This is a genomic window from Paenibacillus sp. FSL R5-0713, from assembly GCF_037973325.1.
Taxonomy (GTDB): domain Bacteria; phylum Bacillota; class Bacilli; order Paenibacillales; family Paenibacillaceae; genus Paenibacillus.
Genome location: NZ_CP150229.1, coordinates 6610409 through 6624146, shown reverse-complemented (window position 1 = coordinate 6624146; position 13738 = coordinate 6610409). Strand labels below are relative to the sequence as shown.

Genomic DNA, 13738 nt, shown 5'->3' with positions numbered 1-13738 from the left:
AGGGAATGTGGTACGGATGGACTCCTCCTTGCAAGTCATCATAGACGCTCTACCTCTTCTGTTAGAGGGTACAGTTGTTACGTTGAAACTGGTCGTGATCTCGCTCATCATTGCGATGGTAATTGGATTGATCTCAGGTCTGATGAGTACTTCCTTGAATCGATTGTTGCGGCTGGTAGCTACACTTTACGTGGATATCATCCGTGGTACACCCCTTCTGGTGCAAGTATATTTCATCTACTTCGGGCTGCCGGTGTTCCTGGATATGCGCATTCCGGCGATGACCGCGGGTATTATTGCGATTAGTCTGAATGCCGGAGCGTACATCTCGGAGATTTTCCGAGCGGGGATCAATTCGATTAGCAATGGGCAGCATGAAGCAGCGCGATCCCTGGGTTTAACTCGTTTTCAGACGATGCGACTGGTCGTGTTGCCTCAAGCAACCCGGCGCATGATTCCTACCTTTGTGAACCAGTTCATTATTACGATTAAGGATACATCGCTGTTGTCGGCGATCGGTATCGCAGAATTAACGCAGAGCGGGGAGATTATTATTTCCTCCAACTTCCGGGCATTCGAAATTTGGGGTGTGGTCGGCATATTCTATCTGATCATTATTGTGTTATTGTCCCGGGCTTCCCGGTTCATTGAGAGGAGGTATGCGATCCGATGATCATCGTAGAGAATCTGAAAAAGCAGTTTGGTGCCAATGAGGTATTGAAGGATATCTCGACAACGATTCAGGAGAAAGAAGTCGTATGTGTCATCGGGCCTTCCGGGTCTGGTAAAAGTACGTTCTTACGCTGTCTCAATCTGCTGGAGGGTGTGACGTCTGGCAAAGTGACAATCGCCGGTGTCGAGGTCACTTCACCCAAGACGGATATCGATCAGTTGCGAACCAATGTGGGCATGGTGTTTCAACAGTTCAACCTCTTCCCACATCTGACCGTACTGGAGAATATCATGCTCGCGCCGAAGCATATCAAGAAACTGAATAAGGCCGAGAATGAGAAAAAATCAATGGAACTGCTCAGCAAGGTCGGACTATCTCAGAAGAGGGATGCTTACCCCGAGCAGTTGTCTGGTGGACAACAACAGCGTGTAGCCATCGCGCGTGCACTCGCCATGAACCCAAGTGTGATGCTGTTCGATGAACCTACGTCTGCACTGGACCCGGAGATGGTTGGAGAAGTACTGCAAGTGATGAAAGACCTCGCTCACGAGGGGATTACGATGATTGTTGTTACGCATGAGATGGGCTTCGCCCGTGAGGTGGCGGACCGAGTGATCTTTATGGATGGCGGATATATTGTAGAAGAAGGCACGCCTGTAGAGCTTTTTCAGAATACCCAACATGAGCGGACCAAGGCGTTTCTGGGTAAGGTTTTATAGTCTATCAAAGTCAAAGTGATAACCCCTTATGGCAGACCATGTACTATAGACATCAGGAATTGATGGACTAAGGTCGGGAAGCTGAAGGGGTTATTATTTTAATCCAGAATTACTTCTTTATCTGGTTGTTCAAGAAATTCAAACATGATTTTAATTTGTTCCAGCGTATTTCGTTCCAATGATAATTCAGGTAAAGCGTCGATAGCAAAAAAATCAACTGCGCTGGTTTCTACCCCTGTTTCCGCATGCCCTCCTATAATGTCACATCGGATAAACATTTTATATACGTGATATGGCTCAGGTGGGTGTCCATGGAATTTTTTGTCCAATACGGCTAACAACCGCATCGGTACAACATCAAAACCGGCTTCTTCCTTAATTTCTTTCACAGCTACTTCTGATGGTGATAAGCCGATGTCACTCCATCCCCCGGGTAATGCCCAGGCCCCATCTATTTTCTCTTGAACCAAAAGTACTTTGTCTTCCCTGAAAACAACACCACGTATATCGACTTTAGGGGTTGCGTAACCTGAATCACTAGCAAATGTAAGTGAAATTTTCTTTTTGCTAACAGAGGTATAGTTGCTTAAGATATCAATACTAATACGTTTCAATTCCTCATAACGCTCAATATCATAAACATCCTTGGCATAGGTTAAACCTGTTTGTGAGATAGCTTGAATCTGTTTGGCCCATTCCAGCCACTTTGTGTCCATGGACTCCTCTTTTCTTCGCATGTCACGAGAGTTAGTTTGGTTAGGAAATAACCCCATTGTATCATAGAAATTACAGTCTATAATTCTTGCTTATTATAGAACTGCGAGATTGTGCAGAAATACGTGAACGATCATGTTAAGCTTGCTATTGTGGGAGATTTCGAAGGGTATAACAGCAAGAACCTGCTTATAATCTAAGTCAAACGTAGGAGGTTTGCATGATGATATCTAATGAGAATGTAAAGGTAACTGCTCTGCCTGAGATCGGAAATCTCAAGGTACATGGCAGAACAACTGGTGAGTTGTCGCCGCTGACTTTATTTTGGACGGGAAGTGCGGTTGAACTTAATGTACAGGGCTCCGAACTATGGGTTGAGGTGGAGTCGCAGTATGACATGTATGAGTCATGGATCAGCATTGTAATCAACGGTGTTCCGGTGAGCAGACAGATGTTAACGGCGGGAAGGTACTGGGTCTGTGTATTCCGGGGCATGAACGTGAATGTGGTGAAGAATGTTCGGATCGTTAAGGATGTTCAAGCGATGAGTGGTGATCCGGGGTGTTCCTTGCAGGTTCATGCGGTGAAATCCGATGGAGCGTTCCTGCCTGTGCAGGAAAAACCATACAAGATCGAATTTATCGGTGACAGCATTACATCTGGCGAAGGTGCGATTGGGGCTAAAGCGGAGGAAGATTGGATTCCGATGTGGTTTAGTGCCATACATAACTATACGTATATGACAGCAGAGGCATTGAATGCAGAATATCGGGTCATCTCGCAAAGTGGCTGGGGTGTGCTGACAAGTTGGGATAACAATCCGAAGGGGAACATCCCCGATGTTTACGATCAGGTCTGTGGCCTGCTTGCTGGTGAACGTAACGAAGCGTTGGGCGCAGGAGATCCGCATGATTTTGGATCGTGGCAGCCGGATGTGGTGGTTGTGAACCTGGGTAGCAATGATGGAGGTGCGTTTCAGTCACCTGAGTGGAAAGACCCTGACACCGGCAAGGTGTACAAGCAGCGGCTAAACGAAGACGGTACGTATCATGAAGAAGATCTGGCTGCTTTTGAGAAAGCGGTAGAACAGTTCTTGTTCAAGCTTCGGAAAAACAATCCGGCGGCACATCTCGTATGGGCTTATGGCATGCTTGGTTTCCCGATGATGCCTGCCATCTACCGTGCGGTTAATGCGTATACGAAAAAGACAGGAGATCGCAAGGTTACGATTATCCAGCTTCCCGATACAACCGAAGAGACGGTAGGCGCGCGCACCCATCCAGGCGAGTTATCTCATCGTAGGACGGCAGAGGTATTAGCAGAATATGTGCGAGGCATGTTAGGATAGCTTGAAACATGGGAATGAAAAGACCACTCTTTCATGAATTGTACCCCAAGGGTTAGATGTGTCTCGCTTCATGGGGTTCCTTCATCATAAGAATGGTCTTTTTCTTTTCTTCTTATCTAGACATTTGAGGGCGTGTCCACTGCATCGCTGTTCTGTACCTCATAACGAATCGAGATGATCTGTCCGAGCGTCTGAGTTCGGATCATTTTGAATTGACTTGGCACAGTGCCTGTCGGGAATAAAGGGATGCCATCACCAAGAACTTTGGGAATAATGGCGACTTCAATCTCATCCAGTAATTTTTGGGCTAACACAGCTTCAACCAGTATTCCGCCACCCACAATCCATACGTCTCCGTCAGAATCCTGCTTTAATCGGGGAATGAGCGTATCTACCGTCTCGGTTGTAAACTGTACATGCGGAGCGGGAGGTTGTTCCGAGCGGGAAAGCACATACGTTGGGCGATCCGCATAGAGAAAATCTTCAGAAAGTGTAAGCACCTCTTCATACGTATAACGTCCCATAACAACGCTACCGATCGTTTGATAAAACGCCGCATACCCGTTGTCTCCACCATCACCCTCCACATCAAATAACCAATCTACCGAACCGTCCGGTCTTGCGATATATCCATCCAAACTCATAGCAATGTACAAAATGGTTTTGTTATTGTTCATAGTAATCGCTCCCTTCTACAATGTATGTTACACTTTAACTATGACAAAAGTTGACGTAGTTAGGGGGGTGAATCTATGAATAATCGGAAACTGGCCATCATGCGACTGATGGATTCCAGACAGAAGTTTACAGCCCGGGAACTGGCAGAGCGATTTGACGTATCTGTACGTACGATCCAGCGAGATCTGGATGCATTGCAGGCACTGGGTTTTCCTTTGTACACCGAAGTTGGTGTTAACGGGGGATATCGGGTGTTGCCCAATCGGATCTTGCCACCTCTTCAACTGACACAGCAGGAGGCATTAGGACTATTTATGATGCTGGAGTATCTACAGCAAGTCCCGGATTTTCCGTACGGTTCCATGCGTGAACATCTGGCTGAACAGTATTTCTCCACTTTGCCTCAGGATGTACAGGACCTCATTATGCGGATGAGAGAGCATATCACTTTTGTCCAGCATCCCGGTGAGCATGCCGAACCTTTAACAACCGAGATATTGGGTGCAGCGGTGGAAAAGAGAGAAATCCAGTTTATGTATCATGCCCGCAATGGTCATAAAAAAGTCCGGGTCTTTCCCTATGGCATCTACTATGGGCAGGGGTATTGGTACATGCCAGCACGAAATAAGGATCGCGTGTTGTTGTATCGGGTGGATCGCATGCAGCAGTTGGTTGTAATGGAATCGGTTGATGAATCTGTTCCAAGCCTGAAGGCGTGGCTAGATGCCAAAGAAGACAGAGCAAGCGTAGAAGCGGTGCTGCAATTCACGGAATTTGGAGCAAGGATGGCCGCTTCAGATGTGTTGTTCAAGTCGGTTGAAGGCAACGAGTGGCGTGGAATGGTTCCGCCCGAGGAGTTTTCTTTTACAGCACGAAAGTTACTCTCCTATGGCCCGGAAGTGAAAGTGATCTCGCCCCCTGAATTGAAACAACAGGTTAGAGAGTTACTCGAACGGAGCATAAGTCAGTATGGCAGGGGATAAAAAGCTATATACGCTCGATATTTGGGTAGTAAGAAAAAGATAAGAGAGGTGTGTAGAGATATGAGCACAATGTGGACTAAAGACATCATCCCGACTGTATCCAATAAAGTGGTGATTGTGACAGGTTCGAACGGTGGGTTGGGGTATGAAACGGCATTAGCGTTAGCTGAAAAAGGTGCGAAAGTTATCCTTGCTGTTCGTAATGTGGAAAAAGGTGAAAAGGCAGCTAACCAGATAAAGTCGTCTGTACGTGTAGCTGGAGAGGTCATCGTTATGCACCTTGACCTTAGTGATTTAGCCAGTATCCGTAAGTTCGCAGCCGCGTTTCTTGAGCAATACGATTCCTTGTCCATTCTCGTTAATAATGCAGGCATTATGAATCCTCCATTCCAGTTGACGAAGGATGGCTTTGAGTTGCAGTTTGGTAGCAATCATCTAGGGCATTTTGCGCTTACGGGCCTGCTATTGCCCCGATTGATTTCTACTCCAAAATCGAGAGTGGTTACTCTAAGCAGTTTGGCAGCGGGTAATGGTGCAATTGATTTTAATAATTTGGATGGCTCCAAAGGATATGCTCCCATGAAGTTCTACAGTCAAAGCAAGCTGGCCAATCTGATGTTTGCAAGAGAACTGCAGAATAAGTTTAATTCCGCCCATATGGATTCTATGAGTATCGCGGCTCATCCAGGAATTTCGAATACCAATCTGTTCTCCTTCGGTTCGGGGAAACCGGCGAATATATTCATGCGGAGTCTTCTGAAAATCATTAGTCAACCTGCTCACATGGGGGCATTACCTACCTTGTACGCTGCAACAGATCCAACGATTACGGGAGGAGAGTATATTGCTCCTGGCGGTATGGGTGGTACTAAGGGCTATCCCAAGACCGCCAAGGTTATCGAAAAATTATATAATGCCGACATTTCAAACAAGCTATGGAGCGTTTCGGAAGAATTAACAGGGGTTTATTACCGATTTGACGTGTAGATTTTGCCATTAAGATAATTATTCCTTATTATGGTATAGATAGTTGAAGTTTCAGCACGAATATGAATGGGGGGCTACCATGATTCGATTCATAAGAAGTTTCACGACCCGCTCTATGCAGAGTCCATGTGATGAACAACGGCGGTTGTTTGCATAGAGCCTGAAATTCATTTCCGCCATACCGTTGTAGTGCATATTCAATGTGTTCATCGTAAGACTCTGCTGCCTTAAAGATTTTAACTTTTAAGGAGTGGAGCAACATGAAATATATTAATGCGGATACCATCTTCCCGGAAGAATTGCTCCGAGAAATACAGCGTCATATCCCCGGAGGCCTGATCTATATTCCGAGGCCCAAGGATGCCCACAAGAAGTGGGGCGAGAACTCGGGTGGCCGAAGGGTTATTCGGGAACGGAACGTTGAAATCTGCCAGCTTTTTGCTGCGGGAGCGACCATTGATCAGCTTGCAGAGCAATTCTGTTTATCCGTGGATAGCATCAAGAAAATTGTATATTGCAAAAAGGCATGAAACTATAGAAGCTACGTTCGAGCCATCGAATGTGGCTTTTTTCCTGTAAAGAAGAATAAAGAATGGTTATGAAGGATTCTTTATATATTCGGGGCTGGTGATATTGCGTACAATTCATATGACGGTGCAAGGATGCGAGAGGGAGTTCTTGAAATACGTTTTCAAATTATCTGACAGGGTTGGTGAATATGAATATAGAAGTGAAATTAACGAATAAGGACGAGGCGTATGTGATTAAAAATATGTACCCGCTATATCTTCATGATCTATCCGGTCATTACGGTCTAGGTGGAGAGCATACCCCGAATGAACACGGCATTTTCGAACCAAGTCCTGAGTATAAAACGTTACAGGATCAGTATGATGTACAGAACATCTGGTGGGAACAACCGGAGTGTCTTTATCCGTTTCTGATGATTGTGGATGGCATTCCAGCAGGGTTTGCATTCGTAGCCACGCCGCCTCATTGCTCACAAGGAATAGACTTCTTCGTACATGATTTCTTTCTGATGCAGCCGTTTCGAGGGGTAGGCGTGGCTGAACACGCAGCGTCGACAATCTTCGGAATGTTTAGAGGAAGATGGGAGTTGTTCACCAATCCATCGGAGAACAATAAGATCGGCCAGTCTTTCTGGCGGAAAACGGTGGCTAATTATACCGAAGGTCACTATCGGGAAATGTACGGACATACGTTTGATGGCTATAAATTGATTTTCCAATTCTCCAATCATCTCTGAAAGTAAATGTACGGATCTGTACCACGTAAAAGAGAGAGAGAGAGAGAACGTTTCCCTTTGCGGAAAATGTCTCTCTCTATACTTCCCCCTATAAATTACCGCTGAAATAGTGATACTCTGAATTCACCTCAAAACCTACACTACGGTACAGATTCAAAGCGCGTTCGTTCTCGGTAACAACGGATAAGCGAATATCTGTATAGTGTTGTTTCCTTAGGAGATTCACCAGAATATGAAGCACGGTGCGTCCTATTTTCCGTCCCTGATAAGCAGGCAAGATACAGAAGTTATGAATAAATGCGGTTGTTGCATTAATGGAGTTGACCCGTACCAGTCCAACAGGCTGTTGATCCTGCCATGCAATATAGGTAACTCGGGTGGGTTCATTCGTTTGCATAAAGTAATTGCGTGTCCAGTCCTCCGAATCTCCAAAAGTCTGGGATGTGCAAGTGACCATAAACTCCATATCCTTGGCTTCTGCCACGGACAATGTTAGTTCAGGCGATTCCACAACCCCAACGACTTGATTCACAAGTTGCATCGAATACTCCGCACGATCATAAATGGCTCCAAGGGATTGGGCAGTAAGAACACCCGAGGATAAGCCCTGAGGAACGCGATAACTGAGTTGATTAATCCCCTGTGGTTTCATGTCCAGGATGGCTTGTTTCAGTAGGCTGGTGAACACACCTTGGCGACGATAATGCGGATGTACGATGGCATTAATATTCCCGGTTACGCCGTCAGAATTATACCAACTGAGGAGTCCTGCCAAATCACCGTCACGATAACAGAGGAGTGCGTGGTCTCCGTCTTTTTTGCTAATATGATCAAGGTCTGCCTTGAGATGCACGGAATCGAGCTGTTTACATTGTTGTTCGAGCAAAATAATAGCATCAATCTGTTCCTTGGAGTCATAGACCATGGGTACGACTTGATAAATTGACATAGCTTTCACACCTTCATTGTTGAAGGAAACACGCAGTTATTGGACCCGCAGGCGCTATCCTTCGAGAGTTGGTCCATTTGTAATTTTAATCATCATCATCATTATCGCCTCCAAATCACTTCTCGATGACTATAACATAATCTATTACGAAAGGGGCATGTGTTTGTTTGGATGTGTCCAATAACTGGACATTATATCCTATTAAAGGGATAATTGAGAGTAATACAGACGAGAAAGGGAGGGGGATAACCATGCGTAAGTTCGTTTATGTGATGGGTACATTATTTCTTTCCGCCGCCATGTTAATGGGGTGTACACCATCTGAACCAGCAGAAACCACTGAACCTGTCACTCCACCAACAACGGAACAACCGAGTGATATGAGTGATCAGAAGGCGACGGCGGTGGAGCAGCAACAAGCGCTCGAAATGTCGCTGGAGTATAAGACAACAGAACTCACCGTGGATGGCAAGGACTATGAGGATACGTTAGAGATGGAAGGGTTATTGGCCAAAGGAGAGACTATGAAGCCATTCCTAACCTCCAGAAATTATGAGGCTTACATGGCTAATCGATATATTGTCTTACCTCTTCAGGTTGCATACATCGAACAAGCGAACTTGCATCCTGAAAATATTGAAACCAAGATCAAAGACAGCAAGAGCGACTGGATTCTGGTGGAGTACACGCTCGATCTGAAATTCACAGACGAGAACGGAAAGGAGATCAATTCTATTCCGCTATCGGGCGATATCACCTTTTTGCAGGATAAGGGAGAATGGCGCATACAGGATGATACGTACAATAGGGATGCATTCGCAGACATCATTAATAGTTCTCTATAGTTCATGAAGTATGCACTACAAAGTGCATACTTTTTTTGTGGTGTCGTGCCAGCTAAGCGAGGGTTGTCAAAGGGGCGTGATCTTGAGGTTTGCTCTAAGCTATTCCTAGAAATTTGCAGAGTACATTCTTCCGCATTGATGATATTATTTGGGTAATCAGCTTACTTATTGCGCTTTTGTAGAATGGGGTTGGGTTCATCATGAGGGGGATTCTTCGAGTCGGTTATAGTAAAATCTGGTTTTATATCGTTGCTGCCATTGTTGTTGGCTTGGTTGCCGGCTATGTCGTTCTCTCTACACCGGATTCATCTAACTTCCAAAGTGAAGAAGGTGTTCTGGATCTAACACAGGTTCAGCTCCGTACGAATCCCCAAAAGTTAACAGGGGAGTGGGCTTTCTACTGGCAAGAGCTGTTGTCGCCTGAGGATATACGGGTTCGTTCACCAAGGGAGGGACACCAGACCCACTGGATCAATATCCCTAGCTCTTGGTCAGGCTACCGGTTAGAGGGAGAGAAGCTGGGTGGGACAGGCTATGCAACCTATCGACTGATTATTCAACTAAGCGAGCAGGATCAAAAAGAGCGTCTTGCTCTGCGGCTACCCAGCATTTTTCACGCTTATAAATTATGGGTGAATGGCGAGCTCCTGGCACAAGTTGGTAGGGTTGGTCAGGACAAGAACAGTATGATCCCGCATCTGGCAACGAAGCTGTTATTTGTTCAGCCTGAAAACGATACGTTAGAGTTGGTGATGCAAGTATCTAACTTCCAACATAATCGGGGTGGTATTACCAAGTACATCGAGCTGGGCGGCAGTGATGTACTAACGACCAACACCAATTTGAATCTTGCCGCCGACATGTTCATCACGTCAAGTCTGCTGGTGATTGGCTTGTATAATCTGCTGTTGTTCATTCTGCGACGCAAGGACAGAGCGCCATTATATTTTGGCCTATTCGCTGTACTGCTCGGTGTCCGATCCTTACTCAACGGTGAGCTTGTCCTTACACAATGGCTGCCACAATTCCCTTGGGAATTGCAGTTCAAGATCGAGTATCTAACACTTTGTATCAGTGGATTTATCATCACGATGTATTTTGATTGCATTTTTCCGAATTATGTATCACGCTGGTTTCATTTTGTCACCCGGATCGCAACGGGGGCATTTTGTATCTTTGTTGTGGTAACCCCTGCGCTGATCTATACTCCGTTTTTGCTGGTAATTGGTGTAATGGTAGTTCTACATATGATGTATCTGATGGTCGGGCTGGTTCGAATGGCTGTGCGACGTATGGAGGGAGCGTTGATCTTCCTGTTGGTGTCGGTGGTTACTTTGATCACTGTTGTCAACGATTTCTTATATTACAACGGATGGTCGCTGATCGGAAATACATCACCGCTTGGTTTATTGATATTTACGATCGCACAGATGATTCTGCTTTCTTCGAGATTTACGAGGACGGCATCCAATGAGGAGAGAATCTCACGTGAGTTGCAGTATGCTAACGACAAGCTGATCGAAATGAATATGAATCTGGAACGGACCGTGCAGGAGCGAACTCAGGCCTTATCTACAGCCCATGATGATCTCCGCACTTCGTATGACCGGTTGCTTCACTCTGAGCAAGGAAGGAAGAAGCTTCTTGCCTATATTACGCATGATCTGCGTATGCCGTTGTCCAGCATGCTTGGGTATGTAGAAGCCATACAGGACAGAGTCAAGCCGGAACGTAATGAACAATATTTGAAGTATATCCGAGATAACACGATAAGGATTAACCGCATGATCGAGGAGTTGTCCTTTTTGTCGCATTTGGAGACCGGACAAGTCTCGTACCGAATGGAGCCGGTTCAGATTATTCCCTTCTTGCATGATTTATTTGAACAATATGAGCTTGTTGTACGTGATGCAGGGTTAGATTTCATTTTGGATATTGAAAAAGCAGAGGATCCACGATCTGACTTGCCAGTTGTCGAGATGGATGCCAAAAGAGTAGAGCAGGCTTTATTTAATCTCTTGTCGAATGCCATGAAGTTCACCTCTAGGGGAGGGCTGATACGTATTGCGTTAGCTGTGGTCGAGGTGAATCATACTCGCCATGCGAACATTAGCATACAGGATTCTGGAATGGGTATTCCTCCGGATCAGCTTGAGCAGATTTTTGAACGTAATTACAGATACGATCGTCCGGGCTTGGGGAATGGAATAGACGGCAGTGGGCTAGGACTAGCGATCTGTAGGGAAATTGTACTTGCGCATGGAGGAACGGTTCGAGCGGAGAGTGACGGTAAGATGGGGGCGACATTCTATGTGATGCTTCCTTGTATCGGGAGCGAAGGAAAGGGATGATGGAATGCAAAATCACAGAATTATGATCGTCGATGATGATCCCCATATATGCGAGATTGTTCAGGTGTATTGCGACAGAGAAGGGTTTAACTCCACATACAGTCATAGCGGGACAGAAGCGATGGAGCTGCTTACAACGTTCAAGCCCGATTTGATTGTATTGGATGTATTGCTGGCTAATGAAAACGGTATTGATTGGTGTAGAAATGCACGTAACTTGACCAGCGCGCCGATCATGTTTCTGAGCAGCCAGGAAGAAGATGAAGTGAAAATTAGCGCATTATCCTATGGTGGCGACGATTATGTGACCAAGCCGTTTAGTCCGGGAGTTCTCATGGCCAAGATCAAGGCTCATCTTCGCAGAGTATCAACGGGTAGAAGGGAACAACTGCTGGAGTTACCGGGTTTGACACTGGATTTCTACACGCAGTCCGTCAACATGGGGAGTAAACCTATCTTTTTATCCAAAAAAGAGTTCAGTCTGTTGTCCTATATGGCGCAAAACGTGGATCGTGTCGTCAGTGTCGACACATTGTTTCAACTCATCTGGGGGATGGAAAGTCTGGAAGATACGAGGACAGTTGCTGTACATATCAGTAATTTACGTAAAAAAATTGAGACTGACCCCGCTGATCCCGAACGAATCATCACGATTCGAGGGAGTGGATATATGCTGGTTGCTACCAGTGTGTCACAAGCATGAATACAGCGGTAAGGATGGTAGCCTACCATAAATAGGGCGAGATATTCGTAAAATATTAGGGGTAATTTGCCCGAACCGAGTTTGGGATAGTTTTTTCTAAATGGGAAAATCGCGTTGGGGCAGTACTTGACGCTATTTTCCCATTTTTTATTCATTTCTCTAGCTTCGTAATTGACTCAAGGTATCAAATCCCTCAACAGAAGTTCCGCGCTTTTCCATCTTCGTCAAAATGATGTGCCATCTCTCCGAAGAATTTAACGATCCAATACGAACGGATTTAAAGTTTTCTTTAGGTTTCTCAAGTAGGTTAATCCATCATGATAAAATCACTGTGGTCGATATAACGACATATTTCATCAAATGGCAACTGATTAATGCTACGAGGGCGGTACATTCAAGCCGGATCAAACGATAACACGTGAAGAAATGGTTGTCTTGCTGTCTCGCATTAGTACTTGAAGAAGGAAGTGGCTCCAATGGCACGAGTTATATGTATCACATCAGGGAAAGGTGGAGTTGGCAAGACAACGGTGACGGCTAATCTGGGGACTGCCCTTGCCTTATCGGGGAACAGGGTTTGCCTGATCGACGCTGATTTTGGATTGAGAAATCTGGATATTCCGCTTGGTTTGAGCAATAGGGTAAACTATCATATTTCCGATTTTCTGACCGGTCGATGTGCTTTACATCAAGTGATTGTCAAAGACAAGCGAATTAGCACCTTGTTCTTCATCTCCTGTAGTAACGACGTGATGCATCACGATGATCCGCAAGTTTTTCGCGAGGTTGTGCAGCAAATAGCCCAAGATTATGATTATGTGCTGATTGATTCGGCGGCAGGCATTGAAAATGGATTCTGGAATACAGCTTTAGCTGCAGATGAGGCTATTGTCGTCACTACCCCTCATCGTACGTCGCTTCAGGACGCTGATCGCGTAATCGGATTGTTAGAAAATATATTTCAGGCTCCTCCGCAGCTCATCATTAATATGGCCGACAGGCAGGAAGCTCGTTCGGCAACGGTAAAGATGGAGGATATCATCGATATTCTCAATATCGGTGTGATAGGCGTGATTCATAGCGATGTAGAAGTTATACGTTCCGTACATAAAGGCATCCCGATTGCACTTGATCCCGAGTTTGAAAGTGGGCAGCGCTTCCGGCACATCGCCCACAACGTGGCGAAGAATCAGCAGAAGAATTTTATTTCATTAAATTCCAAGAAGCATAGAAGTATTTTTTTGCTTTCTCAAAGACTGCTCTGGGGGAAGAGCAGTTGATATATTTGATTCTGGTATATGGATCGTTTAGATACGGATCATCTGGATGGTCTACAGACTAGCTAAAAGAATTTATGAAAATTAGTGGTGTGGGAGTTACCTTCCCTAGCCGCTATTTTTGATGTCTATAATGTTCTCGTTTGCGATTAGTTGCTTACTTAAAGTTTTCTTTATAATTCACAAGTGTCCCTATCTCGCATGATAAAATACGGAAGAAAAAACGACATGTTTTGCCTGTGTC

At 45.3% G+C, this 13738-nt stretch carries 15 protein-coding genes; 12 read left to right on the top strand and 3 right to left on the bottom strand.

All coding sequences use genetic code 11. The annotated features are described in order from the left end of the window. The first annotated feature begins 16 nt into the window (after positions 1-16). Complete coding sequence (locus MKZ12_RS29420; RefSeq protein ID WP_074092820.1) at positions 17-673, top strand: amino acid ABC transporter permease; 657 nt, start codon at positions 17-19, stop codon at positions 671-673. Then, positions 670-1392, top strand: a complete 723-nt coding sequence (locus MKZ12_RS29415; protein WP_339258000.1) for an amino acid ABC transporter ATP-binding protein — start codon at positions 670-672, stop codon at positions 1390-1392. Before MKZ12_RS29420 ends, MKZ12_RS29415 begins: the two co-directional genes overlap by 4 nt. Positions 1393-1490: 98 nt before the next feature. On the opposite strand, the gene MKZ12_RS29410 is transcribed toward MKZ12_RS29415, so the two are convergent. After that, positions 1491-2108 carry an NUDIX hydrolase gene (locus tag MKZ12_RS29410; RefSeq protein ID WP_339257998.1) on the bottom strand — a complete coding sequence of 206 codons (618 nt, stop codon included), beginning with the start codon at positions 2106-2108 and terminating at the stop codon, positions 1491-1493. 111 nt (positions 2109-2219) lie between these two features. On the opposite strand from MKZ12_RS29410, the gene MKZ12_RS29405 reads away from it, so the two are divergent. Both MKZ12_RS29405 and MKZ12_RS29400 read left to right on the top strand, forming a co-directional pair. Next, a complete protein-coding gene (locus MKZ12_RS29405; RefSeq protein ID WP_339261566.1) occupies positions 2220-2306 on the top strand; it encodes a DUF4180 domain-containing protein in 87 nt (28 codons plus the stop codon). A 23-nt stretch (positions 2307-2329) separates the two neighbouring features. Beyond that, complete coding sequence (locus tag MKZ12_RS29400; RefSeq protein WP_339261565.1) at positions 2330-3454, top strand: SGNH/GDSL hydrolase family protein; 1125 nt, start codon at positions 2330-2332, stop codon at positions 3452-3454. 116 nt (positions 3455-3570) lie between these two features. Here the strand turns inward: MKZ12_RS29400 and MKZ12_RS29395 are convergent, their stop codons facing one another. Beyond that, positions 3571-4131: a dihydrofolate reductase family protein gene (locus MKZ12_RS29395; protein WP_339238790.1), complete on the bottom strand. Its 561-nt coding sequence runs from the start codon at positions 4129-4131 to the stop codon at positions 3571-3573. Between the two features lie 75 nt (positions 4132-4206). On the opposite strand from MKZ12_RS29395, the gene MKZ12_RS29390 reads away from it, so the two are divergent. From MKZ12_RS29390 to MKZ12_RS29375, 4 genes are all read left to right on the top strand, one after another. After that, positions 4207-5115: a YafY family protein gene (locus MKZ12_RS29390; protein WP_339257996.1), complete on the top strand. Its 909-nt coding sequence runs from the start codon at positions 4207-4209 to the stop codon at positions 5113-5115. A 60-nt stretch (positions 5116-5175) separates the two neighbouring features. Then, positions 5176-6102: an oxidoreductase gene (locus tag MKZ12_RS29385; protein WP_339257994.1), complete on the top strand. Its 927-nt coding sequence runs from the start codon at positions 5176-5178 to the stop codon at positions 6100-6102. A gap of 260 nt (positions 6103-6362) precedes the next feature. Continuing rightward, positions 6363-6632, top strand: coding sequence for a CD3324 family protein (locus tag MKZ12_RS29380; RefSeq protein WP_339238787.1), 270 nt, complete (start codon positions 6363-6365; stop codon positions 6630-6632). Positions 6633-6820: 188 nt separating this feature from the next. After that, positions 6821-7369, top strand: coding sequence for a hypothetical protein (locus MKZ12_RS29375; protein ID WP_339257992.1), 549 nt, complete (start codon positions 6821-6823; stop codon positions 7367-7369). Positions 7370-7457: 88 nt separating this feature from the next. Here MKZ12_RS29375 and MKZ12_RS29370 read toward each other — a convergent pair whose 3' ends face one another. Continuing rightward, the gene (locus MKZ12_RS29370) at positions 7458-8318 is read right to left on the bottom strand and encodes a GNAT family N-acetyltransferase (RefSeq protein WP_339257990.1); all 861 of its coding nucleotides are present in this window, start codon (positions 8316-8318) and stop codon (positions 7458-7460) included. A 251-nt stretch (positions 8319-8569) separates the two neighbouring features. Here MKZ12_RS29370 and MKZ12_RS29365 point away from each other — a divergent pair, with 251 nt between their 5' ends. The 4 genes from MKZ12_RS29365 (at position 8570) to minD (ending at position 13497) form a co-directional block, all read left to right on the top strand. Beyond that, on the top strand, positions 8570-9163 hold the full coding sequence (locus MKZ12_RS29365) for a hypothetical protein (protein ID WP_339238784.1): 594 nt from the start codon (positions 8570-8572) through the stop codon (positions 9161-9163). A gap of 200 nt (positions 9164-9363) precedes the next feature. Further along, the gene (locus MKZ12_RS29360) at positions 9364-11514 is read left to right on the top strand and encodes an ATP-binding protein (RefSeq protein ID WP_339238783.1); all 2151 of its coding nucleotides are present in this window, start codon (positions 9364-9366) and stop codon (positions 11512-11514) included. 4 nt (positions 11515-11518) lie between these two features. Beyond that, positions 11519-12217, top strand: a complete 699-nt coding sequence (locus tag MKZ12_RS29355; RefSeq protein WP_339238782.1) for a response regulator transcription factor — start codon at positions 11519-11521, stop codon at positions 12215-12217. 476 nt (positions 12218-12693) lie between these two features. Next, positions 12694-13497 carry a septum site-determining protein MinD gene (gene minD / locus MKZ12_RS29350; protein WP_339257988.1) on the top strand — a complete coding sequence of 268 codons (804 nt, stop codon included), beginning with the start codon at positions 12694-12696 and terminating at the stop codon, positions 13495-13497. Positions 13498-13738: the final 241 nt, after the last annotated feature.